The 17,723-nt window shown below is 61.4% G+C and carries 5 protein-coding genes; 1 reads left to right on the forward strand and 4 read right to left on the reverse strand.

Going from position 1 to position 17,723, the window contains the following annotated elements:
* Positions 1-60: 60 nt before the first annotated feature.
* The 4 genes from E4P00_RS09550 to E4P00_RS09565 all read right to left on the reverse strand — a co-directional run bounded on the left by E4P00_RS09550 (position 61) and on the right by E4P00_RS09565 (position 16,635).
* Positions 61-1,449, reverse strand: a complete 1,389-nt coding sequence (locus tag E4P00_RS09550; RefSeq protein ID WP_248131279.1) for a hypothetical protein — start codon at positions 1,447-1,449, stop codon at positions 61-63.
* Positions 1,395-2,768: a hypothetical protein gene (locus tag E4P00_RS09555; RefSeq protein WP_248131281.1), complete on the reverse strand. Its 1,374-nt coding sequence runs from the start codon at positions 2,766-2,768 to the stop codon at positions 1,395-1,397. Before E4P00_RS09555 ends, E4P00_RS09550 begins: the two co-directional genes overlap by 55 nt.
* Positions 2,769-2,934: 166 nt before the next feature.
* Entirely contained in the window at positions 2,935-15,831 is a 12,897-nt protein-coding gene (locus tag E4P00_RS09560) for a non-ribosomal peptide synthetase (RefSeq protein ID WP_248131283.1), read from the reverse strand.
* 51 nt (positions 15,832-15,882) lie between these two features.
* Positions 15,883-16,635: an alpha/beta fold hydrolase gene (locus E4P00_RS09565; RefSeq protein WP_005789988.1), complete on the reverse strand. Its 753-nt coding sequence runs from the start codon at positions 16,633-16,635 to the stop codon at positions 15,883-15,885.
* Positions 16,636-16,936: 301 nt separating this feature from the next.
* Here E4P00_RS09565 and E4P00_RS09570 point away from each other — a divergent pair, with 301 nt between their 5' ends.
* Positions 16,937-17,488: an RNA polymerase factor sigma-70 gene (locus tag E4P00_RS09570; protein ID WP_005789991.1), complete on the forward strand. Its 552-nt coding sequence runs from the start codon at positions 16,937-16,939 to the stop codon at positions 17,486-17,488.
* Positions 17,489-17,723 lie beyond the last annotated feature (235 nt).

Genomic DNA, 17,723 nt, shown 5'->3' on the forward strand with positions numbered 1-17,723 from the left:
AAACGACGTGCATAAAGCGCCCACCCTAAGCAGGTGGGCGTTTAGTCAAGCTGACTGAAGCTACAACCAGAAGGTAAAGAAATCAAAGTACATCCAATCGCCAGACGATATCTCTATGTAGCCTATTACCGAACCTACCGGTGCAGAAAAATCGATCCAACTATTCAAAGGACTCCCATTTAAATTTACTGCACCTAAATATCCGCCAGACGGACTGTAAAAACTCACTGTCGTAGGATAGTGATTCCAGGTATATGCACACTTCACACGCTTACATGTAAAGGTTAAATCAAGGCGCACTCTTTGATGACTCGGCGTCTGGCCTAACCCATCCGCAAAAACAAGTGCCTGCCCCTCTAGCATCCCTGGCGTCGATGGGAATGTTGAGATACCCATTGTTCCTGGCCCAGACAGAAAACGTATGTTCATTGTCGGGATGCTAATGCTTCCGCCTGCAGAAATCAGTCGGGTCGGCTGCCCAGTGAAGTTCTCATAGCGAACCTTAGGTGGAACACGCACTTTCAAAACCCGCGATGGGCATACTACGTTCTCCTTCAAACTGCCCTGCGTGGACACGCTGAAAGTGAGGATAAAGTCGGTGTCGTCTTTTAACTTATCCAAGGCGGCTCGCAGCACGGGGCCCGCCACCCCTTTAGTCACCTCCTCATCCGTAATGACTCTGTTCTCATACACAACAAACGTGTACGGATTGCCGTTTTCATCTAAGCCCGTGGCGCGCAGCCAGCATATGTGACCTTTGCGCAAAAACCACATTGAACTTTCGAAGGAGTTAGCATTCCCGTCAATGACTCTCAAATCCACAACGCCACGATCTACCCCGGGCGGCGACGCCTCCAGCACGTTTGGCGTTTCCAGACGCGTGGGCAGGTTAATCTTCAAATTCAACGGCGCTGAAGTCTGTGCTTCACTACATTTGGTGACCACGGTGTAAGTGATTTCCACCGTTTCGCCCATGCTCTCTATCGCCGCATCAGCAGGCAGGGAAAACTTGACAATGCCGTCACGATTGCCAGCTTCAGATTTCAATTCCCAGCAGAGGCCGTTGGGTCTTTTCCAGCAAACACTGATCTCATGCTTTTCACTCATACGCAGATAATTGACGATTACTTCTAAGCCATGTCGAGCATTCCACGGCTCCAATTCGTCCCCCTCCGCCTGCGCAACTTTGGGCGCAGGCAGCACTAGCTCTTCTTGGACGATATGGAAAGTCGCCGCCGGAGCCTCGATAGCTTTTGATCGGTCAGAGGCTTCGCAGAAACTCACGGCAAAATGCAGTTCAAAATCACTGCAATCAGCCAGTGGTAGCAGTTTGTCTCTCGAGATAAACGTCTCAACACCTTTATTTTTCCAGTCCTCCGTAACAGGCGCCTTCGTCAAAATTTCCGATTGGTAGCTACTTCCGTCCTCATGTTCACCGGTGATCCACATCCAGCAAAACGTTGAGCATGTGGCATAGTCGCCAATATGAACAAACGCCGATGCGTCCTCATCGAAAATATTGAGGTTAACGTGGCCTCTGCAATTTCCGACTTGGAAAGTCTAGGCTTCAGCACATCGACCACCCGCTCCGGCGACTGAGGCTCTGGACCCATCACATTAGGAAATTGAACGGTATAGCTCAGCGTCATCGGCTTATTAAAGAAACAAGCAATCACACAGCGCGGTAACTTGACGGACGCCGGGTCCCCATCGCTTTCAATATCCACACAACCCAGTAACTTCGATCCGTAGCCGGGACCGCTTACGTAGAAGCAGATCTGATCACCGGCATAAGTGTCCAGCTCCGGCGCATCTATATCTCCCCCATTTTTAGTGAGCTCCGGATTGAGGCACCACTTATCATCGAAAAACGCAGACTGCCGCAAATGGGGAGGCAGCAAATTCTCCAGGCCTTGATCCCCAATGAAAGCAGCGGTACGACGATGTTGGATTTGAAGAGCGTTCCTGGGAAGACGGGTCTCTTCATCAGGGTTTTCAACTTCAGCCGGCGGTTGGGGCTCCTCGCCACTGGTGATCCAGGCAGCCTGACAAGTAATTGATTCGTAACGTGGCTTTTGACGTGCCAGCCAACCACGAGGAATCGGAAATTCAAGTTTTTCGCCTGATGCTATATCTTCGAGCGTTAATGCATACCCGTAAGCCACGATATAGAAAACGGGTTTTCCACTGAATTGCTCAATAACGACACTGCAATAAATTTTATCTCCAACCTGGGCAAGTGGAGGAATAGGTATTTCAACTATCTCATCGCCTTTGTGATCGTGCATGTCATAGGTTGGCGTATTTTGGAATATCTTTTCATCTCTTAATCGAGGCGCTAGCGCTTTACTTTGTTCTGCAGAGTAAAAAGTCACCCCCACTTCCTTGGTTAGTGAAACGGCTGGTTTACCGCTCACTGTGCCCTCGTACCATACGATCAGCGTGTACCCCATGGACATGGTCAGGTATTTCTGCGGAATCAGGATTTCCCTGGCACCCGGCTGCCCGCTTGAGTCAACAACATCATTCAAGCGGATCTCTGGCGCCTCCTTTATGCTGAACTTTACGGTGATGTCCAACCTGTCCATGCGCGAGTCGACAGTCAGGTATGAGTCCTTCTCCATCGCTTCTGCCGTAATCGTCCCGTACAGCTCACTGGAGATGATGGGCGCGTCGACTTCTAGCGCCTGCGGCTGTGGCGTAATTGAAGGCGTTGACGCATTGTCGGTATTTGAGGGGGTTTCAGGAGTGGATGTTTGCTTGGCCACTTTCAGAACTCCGTGTTCAAGAGAGGTAGGTATCCTCGACCAGCCCAGTCCGGCCAAGGCACTCCCTTAAGTGAGTCCTATTTTTTCGCCCCCGCCTACTGTCAGAATTGACAGTTCGCGCTAAAAAAACGGCGCTGCCCGACCAACGGACAGCGCCCTTTGCGCCTTAGAGCCCCTCCAACTCCGCCATCAAATCACTCAACCGATCCACCTTCTCGGCACTGATTTCATTGGCGGCCAACCCGTGGATATACGCGGCCAACTCCGCCACCGTGCTGCACTCGAACATCGCCCGCAGCGGCACATCGCGCTGCAACGTTTTCTGCACCCGCGAAGCGATCTGCGTAGCCAGCAGCGAGTGCCCACCCAGTTCGAAGAAATTGTCCTGCACCCCTACCCGCTCGACTTTCAGCACTTCGGCCCAGATAGCCGTCAACGTGGCTTCCAGTTCAGTGCGCGGCGCCACATAGTCCTGGCTGTGCAACTGGCCGATCTCCAAAGCCGGCAGAGCCTTGCGGTCGAGTTTGCCGTTGGCATTCAGGGGCAGGCGATCAAGCCATAGCCAATGCAGCGGCACCATGTATTCGGGCAGTTCGGCACGCAGGCGTTGCTTGATGCGCTCCAAGTGTTCGCTCGGGTCCAGCGTGGCGTCGGCAGCCACCAGATAGCCAACCAGATGTTTGCCATTGACGCCCTCTTGCACACCCACCGCCGCGTCGCGCACCTGCGGTTGCTCGTGCAGGCGCGCTTCGATTTCACCCAGTTCGATGCGGTAGCCGCGAATCTTCACCTGGTGGTCAATACGACCGACATACTCCAGCACACCATCGCTGCGACGCCGCGCCAGGTCGCCGGTACGGTAGAGGCGCTCGCCGGGCGCGCCAAAGGGGTTGGGTACAAACGCCTGGGCGGTGCGCAGCGGATCGCTGACGTAGCCGCGACCGACACCGGTGCCGGCGACGCACAGTTCACCGACTGCGCCCTGGGGCACCAAGTCGAGCGCACCGTCGAGCAGGTACAAACGGTTGTTGTCGGTCGGCGTACCAATCGGCAGGTAAGTGCCACGGGTCGAGGCCAGGTCGACGCGGAAGAACGCCACATCATCCGAGCACTCCGCCGGGCCATAAGCGTTAACCAGACCAATCTGCGGATAGCGCAGTAACCACTGGTGCGCCAGTTCCGGAGGCATTGCCTCACCCGTCGGCAACATCCAGCGCAGGCCATCGAGGCCGATACGCTCCTGGGCCAACATGCCCTGGATCAGCGACGGCACACTCTCCAGCACAGTGATGCCCTGTGCTTGAACGTGCGCCAGCAACCCCTGCGGATCATGGGCAATGGTGTTCGGCACAATATCTACCCGCGCACCAAACAGCGGCGCGGCGAGGAACTGCCAGACGGAAATATCAAAACTTTGCGAAGCGGTCTGGGCGATCACATCCGCGTCGCTCAGACCCAGATACGGCACCTTGCTCAACTGGTTGTTGAGCATCCCGCGCTGTTCAACCATCACGCCCTTGGGCAAGCCGGTGGAGCCCGAGGTATAGATCACGTAGGCGAGGTTGTCCGGGGCGCTATAGAAGCCTGGGTTTTCGCCACGGGCAGGGATTTCCTCCCACACCAGCAGTTGGCAATCGACCCCTTCGAGCAGTTCGATGGCCTGTTCCCGGCACGCCTCGGTGCACACCAGCAAGGGCGTGCGGCTCAGGTCGATGATGCGGCTAAGGCGCGGACCCGGCAGCCCCGGATCCAGCGGCAGGTAGCCGGCACCGGCCTTGAAACTGCCGATGATCATGCCCAGCAGGTCCAACCCACGTTCAGCCAGCAACGCCACCGGTTGGTCCAGGCCCACACCCGCCGCAATCAGCGCGTGGCCCAGGCCATTGCTGCGGCGGTTCAGCTCGTCATAGCTCCATTGCTGGTCGAGGCAACTGGCGGCGATACGCTGCGGATGTTGCGCCACCTGTTGCTCGAACAACTCGATGTAGCTGCGCTCCAGCGGGTAGGCATGTGCGCTCTGGTTACAGCCTTCCACCAGGAATTCACGTTCCTGCTCGCCAATCAGCGGCAAATCAGCCATGTCGCCATGGAAGCCTTGCACCAGCGCCAGCAGCAGGCGCTTGAACTCACTGAGCATGCCTTGCACGGTGCTTTCGTCGAAGTAGCGCTGGTCGTAGGACAGGTGCAAACCAAGGTCATCCCCTGGATAACACACGGCAGTCAGCGGGAAGTTGGTGTGGGTGCGCCCGGAATCGGACGTGGCATTCAGGCTTTGCGCACGGTCCAGCACCGAGACTTCCACCGGGGCGTTTTCGAACACAAACAGGCTGTCGAACAACGGCTGGCCCTTGGGCAGTTCGCTGTGCTCCTGGATGGTCACCAGCGGCAGGTATTCGTACTCGCGCAACTGCATATTGCTGTCGAGCAAACCGCTCAACCACTGGCGCACGCTGCAAGGCTGGCCGTCCTCGGGCAGTTTCACCCGCAGTGCGATGCTGTTGATAAACAGGCCGACGGTACGTTGCATCTCGGGCATCTCTACCGGGCGCCCGGCCACGGTGACACCGAACAACACATCGCGATCGCCACTCAAGCGACGCAGCACCAATGCCCATGCCGCCTGGGCAAAGGTGTTAACGGTGAGCTGGTGCGCCTGCGCCAGCTCACGCAGTTGCGCACCGTCACGGGCATCGAGGCGGGTGTAGCAGTCGCCCACCACCATGCCGCCGCTACCGCCGGCATGTTCGCGCAGGAACGGGCGATCGCTCGGGATCGGCGTGGTGCGTTCGAAGCCTTGCAGGTTTTGTTGCCACCACTGGCGCGCTTCATTGAGGTTCTGGCGTTGCAGCCAGGCGATGTAGTCGCGGTAGCGCGGCGGCGTCGCCAGTTGCGCGTCGCGACCCTCACCCAGGGCCATGTAGATATCGAAGAAATCATTCATCAACAGCGAACGGCACCATGCATCGATGAGGATGTGGTGGTTGCTCATCATGAACCAGTAACGTGCCTCCCCCACGCGGATCAGGCGCAAGTGGAACGGGGCCTGGTTGAGCAGATCGAATCCTGCTTCACGCTCGGCCTTGAGCAACGCTTGCAGGCGCGGTTCCTGCTCATCCTGCGGGTCGGCGCTCCAGTCCAGGTATTCAATCGGCGTACTGCCGGGCTTGTGGATCACTTGCAGCATGTCTTCGCCGACGTTCCAGCAGAACGAAGCGCGCAAGGCTTCGTGGCGGGCGATCACCGCTTGCCAGGCCTGGGCAAAACGCTCCGGGTCCAGGGCGCTGTTGATGCGGTAACGGTCCTGCATGTAATACAGGCCGGTGCCCGGTTCCAGCAAGGTATGCAGCAACAGGCCCTCTTGCATCGGGGTGAGCGGGTAGACGTCTTCGATGGCGCTGGCCGGAACCGGCAAGGCATCCAGTTGCGCCTGGGTCAGGTGCGCCAGGGGGAAATCGGACGGTGTGAGGCCTCCGGCATCGTCCTGCAGGCAATGGGCGATCAGGCTGCGCAGTTCGGCCAGGTAGGCGTCGGCCAGCCTGCCGATGGTGTGCGCATCGTGGCGTTCACGGCTGAAGGTCCAGCGCAGCACCAGCTCACCGCCGTAGACCTGGCTGTCGACACTCAGCTCATTGGGCAGCGGTGCATCCGGGTCATGGGCCAGGCCGGCGGACTCATCCAGCGGGTGGAACAGCGCCTCGGCGCCAAAGCTCTGGTCGAACTGACCGAGGTAGTTGAAGGTGATGTCGGCGCCTGGCAATGCCGCCATGCTGCGTTTGCACAGGTCGTCCGCCAGGTAGCGCAGCACGCCGTAGCCCAAGCCCTTGTGCGGCACGCCGCGCAGTTGCTCCTTGATCGCCTTGATCGAGGCGCCCTGCTCGGCCAGCGGGGTCAGACGCAACGGGTAGGCGCTGGTGAACCAACCGACGCTGCGCGTCAGGTCGATCTCATCGAACAACGGTTCGCGGCCGTGGCCTTCCAGCTGAATCAAAGCCGAGTCGTGGCCGCTCCAGCGGCACAGCACGCGGGCCAGGGCCGTCAACAATAAGTCGTTGACCTGGGTGCGGTACGCGCTCGGCGCTTGCTGCAACAGTTGGCGCGTGGTCTCTGCGTCCAGGCGCACGCTGACCGTCTCGGCGTCACGATTGCGCAAGCTGCCTTGCGCGCGTGCCACCGGCAGTGTCACGGCCGGGCCGGCCAACTGGTCCTGCCACAGGCTTAACTCTTCGCGCAGGGATTCGCTGCCGGCGTACGCCTGCAAACGCGCGGCCCAATCGCGCAACGCGCTGGTCTTGGCCGGCAGGCTGACAGACTGGCCGTCACTGAGTTGGCGATAAACGTTTTGCAGATCCTCCAGCAATACACGCCACGACACGCCATCGACCACCAGGTGATGGATCGCGATCAGCAAGCGCTGCTGGCCCTGCGGCCCGTCCACCAGCAACGCACGCAACAGCGGCCCGTGCTCAAGGTCGAGGCTGCGCTGGGTATCGGTGAACAGCGCGGTGCATTGCTCCATGTCGCGCACCTGCGCCTGCATCAGCACGCCGCCTTCCGGCACGGCCAGGTGTTCGGCATGCCACTGCGCGTCGCGCCGGGTGAAGCTCAGGCGCAGCGCGTCGTGATGTTCCAGCACCGCCAGCAACGCTTGCTCCAGGCGATGGGGGTCGAGCAGTTGCAACGGCTTGAGCACCAGCGCCTGGTTCCAATGCTGGCGCGCCGTAATATCGGTGTCGAAGAACCAATGCTGGATCGGCGTAAGCCCAGAGCTGCCGGTCAATACACCTTGCTCGGCGGTGACCTGCTGCGAACGGGTGGCGACAGCGGCCAGGGTTTGCACGGTCTGGTGCTGGAACAGGTCACGGGGGCTGAAATGGATCCCGGCCTGGCGCGCCCGGCTGACCACCTGGATCGACAGGATCGAGTCACCGCCCAGCTCAAAGAAGTTATCGTCGAGGCCGACTTGCTGCACATTCAACACCGCGCACCAGATGGCGGCCAGGCTGTGTTCCAGCGCATTGCGTGGCGCTACGTAGGCTTGGCGATTGGCCTCAGGGTCCGGCTCAGGCAAGGCGCGGCGGTCGAGCTTGCCGTTGGCGGTCAGCGGCATACTGTCCAGCACGATCAAATGCGCAGGCACCATGTAGTCCGGCAGTTGCGCCTTGAGGTGCGCCTTCAGCGCCTCGCGCAAGGCGACAGGCTCGGCATCGCTGACCAGGTACGCCACCAGTTGCTTGCCGCTCGGTGCATCCAGGGCCAGCACTACCGCTTCGCGCACGGCGGCATGTTCGAGCAAGCGCGTTTCAATCTCGCCCAACTCGATACGGAAACCGCGAATCTTCACCTGGTGGTCGATACGCCCCAGGTATTCCACCAGGCCATCGGCGCGTTGACGCACCAGGTCGCCGGTGCGGTACAGGCGCCCGCCCTTGGCGGCAAACGGATCGGCGACAAACCGCTCCGCCGTCATCCCTGGCCGGCGGTGGTAGCCCTGGGCCAGGCCGGCACCGCCGATATACAACTCACCACTGGCGCCTTGGGGCACCAGCGCCAGGTCGGCGTCGAGAATGTAGGCCACGCGCTCACCGATGATGCTGCCAATCGGCACGCTGCCGGCGCCCTCCTCCAACTGCTGCGGCGCCAGGCTGGCCAGCGGCATCACCACGGTTTCGGTGGGGCCATAGGCGTTGAAGAACACCTCAGGCATGAACGCCGCACGAATACGTTGCAGGTGCTCGCCGGTCAAGGCTTCGCCACCGGTGATGCACATGCGCACCGGCAAGGTCTGCTGCCGGGTCGCCAGCCACTGCGCCAACTGGCTGCCATAGCTGGGGGTAAAGCCAAGGACATTGATGCGATGGGTACGAATCAGCGCGCAGATTTCTTCGGCATCCCACTGGCCCTGGGCGCGCAATACCACGTGGGCACCGCTGAGCAGCGGCACCAGCAAACGCTCGGTGGCGGCGTCGAAGTTGATCGAATAAAAGTGCAGCTCGCAGTCATCCGGACGCATACCGAACCGTTCGATCACCGCCTGACAATGCATGGCGATTTCACCGTGGGACACCACCACGCCCTTGGGCTTGCCAGTGGAGCCGGAGGTATAGATCAGGTACGCCTGGTGTTGCGCCAGGCTCACAAACGGCAGCGCATCGGCAGGGTAATTCTCCAGCACCGGCAGGTCGTCTTCCAGGCACCAGCACGCCACGGTCGTCGGTAATTCGCCGAGGGCTTCGAACATCGCCGCATCGCTGAGCAGCAGGCCGATGTCGCTGTCCTCGATCATGTAATGCAGGCGGTCCAACGGGTATTCCGGGTCCAGCGGCACATAGGCGCCACCGGCCTTGAGGATCGCCAGCAGGCCGATGACCATTTCCAGCGAGCGCGGCAGTGCCAGGCCGACCCGTACCTGCGGGCCCACCCCGCGCTCGCGCAGCATCCAGGCCAGGCGGTTGGCGCGGGCGTCCAGCTCAGCATAAGTGAGGGTCATACCGGCAAAGGTCAGCGCTGGGGCATCGGCACGCTGGCTGGCTTGATGGCTGAACAGCTGATGGATGCATTGGTCGAGGCGATGCTCGCCCTTCTCAACCCCGAGGCTGTCCTTCAATGCGCGCTGTTCATCTGCGCTCAGCAACGGCAATTCGCTGAGACGCTGCTGCGGGTTGGCGATCAAGGCGTGCAACAGGTTGCGCCAATGTTCGGCCATGCGCGCAATGCGCGGTTCATCAAACAGGTCGGTGCTGTAGGTCAGGCAGCAACCCAGGCGATGGTCGAGGTCGGTGACTTCCAGGTTAAGGTCGAACTTGGTCGCCCGCGCATCGTTGGCCAGGTACTCGACGGTCATGCCCGCCAGTTGGCGGCTCTGCTGGAACTCCCAGCGCTGCACGTTGCACATCACCTGGAACAGTGGGTTATACGCGGCACTTCGCGCCGGTTGCAGGGCTTCCACCAGATGATCGAACGGCAGGTCCTGGTGAGACTGGCCCTCGATCACCGTATGACGGACTTGCTCGAACAGCTGGGCGACACTCATCTGCCCATCGAGCTGGCAACGCAGCACCTGGGTGTTGAGGAACGCGCCGATCAGCCCTTCGCTTTCCGGACGAATGCGGTTGGCGACCGGCGCGCCAATGCGCAGGTCGGTCTGGCCGCTGTAGCGGTAGAGCAACACGGCCAGGGTGGCGGTCATGGTCATGAACAGCGTGAGGCCGCGCTCGGCATTGAAGGCGCGCACGCGGGCCGCCAACTCATCGCTCAGGTCAAAGCGGTACAGCTCGCCCTGGTGGCTTTGTACCGCAGGCCGTGGGCGATCACCGGGCAGTTCCAGCAGAGGATGTTCAGTGCCCAGTTGCGCGGTCCAGTAATCCAGCTGGCGTTGGCGCTCGCCGGACTCCAGCCACTGGCGCTGCCACACGCTGTAGTCGAGGTACTGCACCGGCAGCGGCACCAGCGGCGAATCGCGTTCGTCGATAAAAGCTTCGTACAAGGCGCTGAGTTCACGGGCAAAGATGTCCATGGCCCAGCCTTCGGTGACGATATGGTGCAGGGTCAGCACCAGGTAGTGTTCCTGCTCGCCGGCCTTGACCAGGCAGGCCCGCAGCAGCGGCCCGGTTTCCAGGTTGAACGGCGTGTGCGCTTCTTGATCCGCCAGTTGCTGCAAACCCAGCTGGCGTTCAGCTTCACTAAGCGCTGAGAAATCCTGCCAGTCCATGCGTACGCCGGTCTGCGGTGCGACCTTCTGGCGCGCCACGCCGTCGACGCTCGGGAAGGTGGTACGCAGGGTTTCGTGACGCATGATCAATGCCTGCAACGCCGCCTCAAAACGTTGCACATCCAGCACGCCGCGCAGGCGCGCCATGCCGCCGACGTTGTAGGCCGGGCTGTCCGGTTCCATCTGCCAGAGGAACCACATGCGCTGCTGGGAATAGGACAAGGGCACGGGCGCGCTACGGTCGACTTTGGCGATTGCGCTTTGTTGGTTGCGCTGCCCCGCCGCCTGGATCAGCCCGACCTGCTCGACAAAGGCGCCCAACTCACTGGCTTCGAACAGGGTGCGCAACGGCAGCTCGACGTCACACGCCTGGCGGGTGCGCGAGATGATTTGCGTGGCCAGCAACGAGTGCCCGCCCAAGGCGAAGAAGTCATCGCGCAGGCCAATGCGCGGCAGGCCCAAGACCTCGCGCCAGATCGCGGCGATTTGCAGCTGCAAAGGCGTGTGCGGTTCGACGTGTTCGCGGGTTTGCCAGACCGGCTCGGGCAAGGCGCGCCGGTCGAGCTTGCCGCTGGGGCTCAGCGGCATGGCGTCCAGGCGCATCAACAGCGCGGGCACCATGTACTCGGGCAATTGGGCAGCCAGGGCGGTTTTGACCTGTTGCTCATCCAGTTCGGTGTGGGCGGTGTAATAGCCGATCAACTGCGCATCGCGCACCAGCACCACGGCTTGGGCGATACCGTCCTGGGCCAGCAGGCGTGCTTCGATTTCTTCCGGTTCCACCCGGAACCCACGCAGTTTGACCTGCTGGTCCAGGCGCCCGAGGTATTCAAGCACGCCATCGGCACTCCAGCGCGCCCGGTCACCGGTGCGATACAGGCGTGCGCCCGCCGCACCCAAGGGGTCCGCAACAAAGCGTTCGGCCGTCAGCCCGGCACGACCAAGATAACCACGCGCCAGGCCGATGCCGCCGATGCACAACTCGCCCGGCACCCCGGCCGGCAGCGGGTTGAGCTGCTCGTCGAGCACGTGGCAGATCACATTGCCCAACGGCCGACCAATCGGCGAGCGCTCACCATCGGTGGCGGAGCAATGCCAATGAGTAACGTTGATCGCGGTTTCGGTCGGGCCATAACGGTTGTGCAACTGCACCGCCGGCAACTGCGCCAACACGCGGTTGCGCAACTCGGCGGGCAGGGCTTCGCCACCGGAGAACATACGGCGCAAGCTGGTGCATTCGGCTGCCAGCGGTTCATCGATAAACAGCTGTAACAACGGTGGCACAAAGTGCAGCGTGGTCACGCCATGTTCCTGCACCAACTGCGCGATGCGGTGCGGGTCGCGGTGTTCACCCGGCCCCGCGAGCACCAGGCGGCAACCGGTGATCAGCGGCCAGAAACACTCCCACACCGACACGTCGAAACTGATCGGCGCCTTTTGCATCAGCACATCGGTTTCATTCAATTGATAGGTGGCCTGCATCCACTGCAAACGTTCTGCCAGCGCGCCATGGGTGTTGCCCACGCCCTTGGGTTGGCCGGTGGAACCGGAGGTATAAATCACGTAGGCAAGGTTGTCGCCATGCAGGTGCAAGCCCGGTGCCTGGGTTGGCCAACTGTCGAGGTGCAGGCTGTCCATGGCAATCACGCACACGCCTTCGGCAGTCGGCAACTGCTCCAGCAACGCGGTTTGGGTCAGCAGCAGGTGTACGCCACTGTCCTTGAGCATGTAGGCCAGGCGCTCGGCAGGGTAATCCGGATCGAGCGGCACGTAGGCGCCACCGGCCTTGATGATGGCCAGCAGGCCGATCAGCAGTTGCGGCGAACGCTCGGCGGCGATGGCCACACACACGTCCGGGCCGACGCCTTTGTCGCGCAGGTAGTGAGCCAGGCGGTTGGCCTGGGTATGCAGTTGGGCGAAGGTCAGGCTGCCGTGCTGCCAGACCAGCGCAGTGGCGTCCGAATTCTGTTGGCTGAGCAACTCAGGCAACCACTGCCGGGCCGGCTCGCAGGGCGCTTCGCCCCAGGGTTGCTGCTGGCCGGGCGGCATCAACGGCAGGTCGCCGATGGCCTGTTGCGGTTGCTCGCAGACCGCTTGCAACACGCTGACGTAGTGCTCGGCCAGGCGCTGGATAGTCGCGCTTTCGAACAGCTCATCGGCGTAGTCGAACGACAGGCTGAAGCGCCCGTTGCGGTCTTCTTCGCTATGCAGTTGCAGGTCGAACTTGGCTTCGCGGCTGTGCCATGGCAGTTCATCGGCCAACAGCCCCGGCAAGCGGCGCAAGGCACTCAGGTCACGTTGCTGGTGGTTGAACATCACCTGGAACAGGCCCTGTTCACGGGCCTGGGGGAAGGCTTCCAGCAATTGTTCGAAGGGCAAGTCCTGATGGGCCTGGGCCCCCAACGCACTGTGGCGGGTGGCGGCCAGCAGTTGGTCGAACGGCAGGCGCCCGTCCAGCTCGGCACGCAGTACCAGGGTGTTGATAAAGAAACCGATCAGGCCCTGGGTTTCCTGGCGCGGGCGGTTGGCATTGGGCACGCCGATGCGAATATCGCGCTGGCCGCTGTAGCGATGAAGCAAGGTCTGGAACGCCGCCAGCAACAGCATGAACGGGGTCGACTCATGAGCCTGAGCGGTTTGGCGAATCGCGGCGCTGAGGCGTGTATCCAGACGCAGGCTATGCCGCGAGGCGCTGTGCCGATGCTGGGCCGAACGCGGATGATCGGTGGCCAGGTTCAAGGCCGGATGCTCCTCACCCAACTGCGCCGTCCAGTACGCCAACTGGCGCGAGCCTTCGCCTTCGGCCAGCCATTGGCGCTGCCAGCTGCCGTAGTCGGCGTAGTGCAGGGCCAGCGGCAGCAGCTCAAGGGGCTGGCCCTGGACGGCAGCGGCGTACAGGCGCGAGAACTCGTCGATCAGGATATTCAGCGACCAGCCGTCGGCGATGATGTGGTGCAGCGTTACCAGCAGTTGGTGGTCTTCATCGTCCAGGCGCACCAGGGTAACCCACAGCAGCGGGCCTTTCTCCAGGTCGAATTGGGTACGCGCTTCATCTTCGCGAATCTGCTGCGCACGCGCTTCGCGCTCGGCAGCGGGCAAGTCACTGAGGTCGATGACTTGCAGCGCAAAATCCGTCGCGGCCTCGACACGCTGAAAGCCCTGACCCTCGCGCTCGTAAAAACGCGTACGCAGGGCTTCGTGGCGTTGGATCAGTTGCTGGAAGCTTGCGCGCAACGCCTCTTCATCCAGCTCGCCACGCAGGTGCAAGGCGCCGGGAATGGTGTAGGCGCTGCTGTGCGGGTCCAACTGCCAGGTGATCCACAGGCGGTTCTGTGCCAGCGACTGGGGCAGCTCTTCCTGGCGCGACAACGCGTGAATCACGCCCTGGGCAACGCCGCCGTCCTGTTGCAATTGCGCCACGCCCGCCGCAAAGGCAGACAGCGTCGGTGCCTCGAACAGCAGGCGCAGGTTCAGTTCCAGGCCCAGGGTTTCACGCAGGCGGGCGACCACTTGGGTGGCGCTGATGGAGTTGCCACCCAGCAGGAAGAAATGGTCATCGGCGGCCACGCTGGGCAGTTGCAGTTGCTCGCACCAGATCGCCGCGATCTGTTGTTGCACATCAGACGCCAGCGCCGCGCCGCTCGCAGCCTCTTGTACTCCGGGGAATTGCGCATAGCTATCGAGGCTGCCATCGGCGTGGCGAATCGCACAGGCTGCGCGCTGTACCTTACCGCTGGACGTCTTCGGCAGCGCACCGGGGTTAAGCAGCACCACCACGCTCGGGGCTTGCTGGCAGGACTCGGCCACCGCTTGGCGGATCGCTTTGATCAGTGCTTCTGGCGGCAGGATTTTCTGCACGCTGCGGCTGATTTCCGCAGCAATGCCGATGCCCTCCAGGCCCTGGTCATTCACGGCAAAGGCGGCGACGCGACCTTTGCGCACCACCTCCACTTCACGCTCGATGGTCTGTTCAATGTCCTGGGGGTAGAGGTTGTGGCCGCGCACGATCAGCAGGTCTTTGAGGCGACCGGTGATATACACCTCGCCGTCGCGGATGAAACCCAGGTCACCGGTGCGCAACCAGGTGCGGCCGGCGTGCTGGACGAAGGTCTTGGCGCTGGCTTCGGGGTTGCGCCAGTAACCGTGGGCGATACTCGGCCCCGTGGCCCAGAGTTCGCCGACACAGTTGTCGGCAAGCTCGGTGAGGGTATGCGGGTCGGCGATCAGCACAGCGTGGTCCGGCTGGCTGGTGCCGCAACTCATGATCGCACTGCCCTGGCCCGGCTCGGCACGGTTGGCGGCCAGCGCTTGCTCGTCCACGTGCATCGCGGGAATGCCGCAACCACGGGTGCCGCCGGCAACAAACAGGGTCGCTTCGGCCAAACCGTAGGAGGCGAAGAAGTTGTTCGGAGTGAAACCGCAGACGGCGAATTTTTCCGCGAAGCGCTCCAGGGTATCGAGGCGAATCGGCTCGGAGCCGGAATAGGCCACGCGCCAGCGGCTCAGATCCAGACGCTCCAGGGCCGACTCACTGACCCGCTCGCTGCACAGGCGGTAGGCGAAATCCGGGCCGCCACTGATGGTGCCGCCGTATTCGCTGATCGCTTGCAGCCAACGCAACGGTCGGCCGAGAAAATAGGCCGGCGACATCAACACACAGGGCACGCCGCTGAAAATCGGTTGCAGCAGGCCACCGATCAGGCCCATGTCGTGGTACAGCGGCAACCAGCTGACGATCACATCATCGGGGTTGAGGTCGATACCGAAGCCACGACGGATCAGCACTTCGTTGGCCACCAGGTTGCCATGGCTGACTTGCACGCCCTTGGGCAAGGCGGTGGAGCCCGAGGTGTATTGCAGGAAGGCGATGTCGTCGGCCTGCAATTGGGGCTCGACCCAGTGCTCGGCAAGCTGCGCCTCCAGGGTGTCCACGCTCAGCACCGGCGGCGCGTTTTCAATCTGCGCCAGGTCCTCGCTGAGGCTGGCAATCGTCAACAACAGGCGCGGCTCGGCATCGCTGATGATCGACAGCAGGCGCTCCTGGTGATGGCGGCGCGTGGACTCCGGCGGATACGCCGGCACCGCGATCACCCCGGCATACAGGCACCCAAAGAACGCTGCGACGTAGTCCGGGCCGCTGGGGAACAGCAGCACCGCCCGTTCGCCAAGGCCGGCATTGGCTTGCAAGGCGGCGGCGATGGTGCGGGCGCGTTGGTCCAGGTCGCGGTAGCTGAGTACCACACTGTGCTCGGCGCTGTCGGCGAGGAAGCGCAACGCGACCTGATCCGGTGTCTGCGCAGCGCGGCGTTGAAGGGACTGGGCCAGGGTGCGGGGGAGTTCGAAGGCGTCCATCATGGGGTTCCTGCCTGAAATCGGCTTACGGGAAATTCGGGAAATCGGTGAGGTTCAGCCGGCGGCAAGTTGCCGTGCCGCGCCAATGCGCCAGCGCGCCAAGTGCTCGTCGGCATAGCGCCGCAGGCAGCGCAATACGGCGCTTTCGTGCTGTACGAGAAAGAAGTGATGGCCGTCGAACATATCCAGGGAGAAACCGCTGGCGGCGTCGAGTTGCCAGTCGAGCAACTGGTCGGCGCGTACGCTGTCCTGCTTGCCGCCAAACACATGGATTGGCAGGCCAAGCGGCTCGCGCTCGCCGTAGATGAAACTGCCGCACAGCAGAAAGTCGGCGCGCAGGATCGGCAACATCAACTGCATCAACTCGGGGCTGGCCAGGGCTTCTTCGGCAGTGCCCTGCAATTCGCGCAGGCGGGCGATGAGTTGGGCATCGGTCTTCTCGATAGCGTATTCGCTGACATCGCGCCGCGCCGGGCCAGCCGTGCCTGAAGCAAATAACGCCAGGGGCGCAGGCACATTGCGCGCGCTCAAGGCATGGGCCAACTCAAACGCCAACAGCCCACCCAGGCTGTGACCGAACAAGGCATAAGGACCGTCGAGATCACGGCTGATTTCCTCAGCCAATTGCGCCGCCAGAGCCTTGATATCGCGCTGCAACGGCTCGTCCATGCGCCTGCCGCGCCCGGGTAATTCCAGCGGGCATACCTGCAACCAATCCGGCAGGACGCGGCGCCAGCGAGCATAGACCGAGGCGCTGGCGCCTGAGTGGGGCAGGCAAAACAGACGCAGCCGGGTGGGCGTATTCATCACGCAAGCACTCCAAACTGACACATGCCCAATGCACGATAAAAACCCATCTGCTCCTCCTGCGGGTGCTGATCCTTGGCCGTTTGTTAACAAGCCTGTCACCCAGAAGAACGGACGGCCCCGGCAAATAATTAGTCGCAGGCGGCGAGCGAGACGTAGTTCACACCTTCCACAAAGGCATAAGATTAGTTCGCCTTCTCATTTGACAATCATTATCATTCAGCATAATTTGTTGCCCGATGTGTAGGAGGCCTCAGCAAGGACGCCCTCCCCTAACCTCTTTTGCGACAAGGTGATTTCCATGACGGAACAAGTATCCACAGGCAGGTGCGACTCACCCCTTCTGCAGGCGTTCGTCGATAATCGACTGATATTGGTGAAGATCGCCGCACGCATTACCGGGTGCCGCTCCCGTGCCGAAGACGTGGTACAGGACGCCTACTTCCGATTGCAGTCAGCGCCGACGATCACTTCATCGTTCAAAGCCCAACTGAGTTACCTGTTCCAGATCGTGCGTAACCTGGCGATCGATCATTACCGCAAGCAGGCCCTGGAGCTCAAATACTCCGGGACCGAAGAGGAAGGCTTGAATGTGGTCATTCACGGCGCTTCACCGGAAACCTCCCATATCAATTTCAACACCCTGGAAAACATCGCCGACGCCCTGACGGAACTGCCCCAGCGCACCCGCTATGCGTTCGAGATGTACCGCCTGCATGGCGTGCCGCAAAAGGATATCGCCAAGGAGTTGGGGGTTTCGCCGACATTGGTGAACTTCATGATTCGCGATGCGCTGGTGCATTGCCGCAAGGTGTCGGGCAGCCACAGCGATACGTTTGCGCGCAGGGTTTGAGCGCGGCGGGCCCATGCTGCGGGAGCAGAGGCGTGATGCTGGTACCGATGAGCATGGGTATCCACACAACTCGTGTAGCCGCAACCAACCGTAACCACAATGCGAAGCGAGCCGCTCGTGATCTTGATCTTGATCTGCTTTTGATCTCAGGCGCCCCGTCAAACCACGCTGGCCGTAATTCGCCATGGATTTGGGGGGTAAACCGGCAGGGATGCCGGTTTAGCCGCCCCGCGCC

It is taken from the genome of Pseudomonas sp. B329 (assembly GCF_023127835.1).
Lineage (GTDB): Bacteria > Pseudomonadota > Gammaproteobacteria > Pseudomonadales > Pseudomonadaceae > Aquipseudomonas > Aquipseudomonas synxantha_A.

Coding starts and splice junctions, on each gene's coding strand:
- E4P00_RS09550 (WP_248131279.1), bottom strand. CDS start 1,449: ATGTGGATCACCGGTGAACATGAGGACGGAAGTAGCTACCAATCGGAA.
- E4P00_RS09560 (WP_248131283.1), bottom strand. CDS start 15,831: ATGATGGACGCCTTCGAACTCCCCCGCACCCTGGCCCAGTCCCTTCAA.
- E4P00_RS09565 (WP_005789988.1), bottom strand. CDS start 16,635: ATGAATACGCCCACCCGGCTGCGTCTGTTTTGCCTGCCCCACTCAGGC.
- E4P00_RS09570 (WP_005789991.1), top strand. CDS start 16,937: ATGACGGAACAAGTATCCACAGGCAGGTGCGACTCACCCCTTCTGCAG.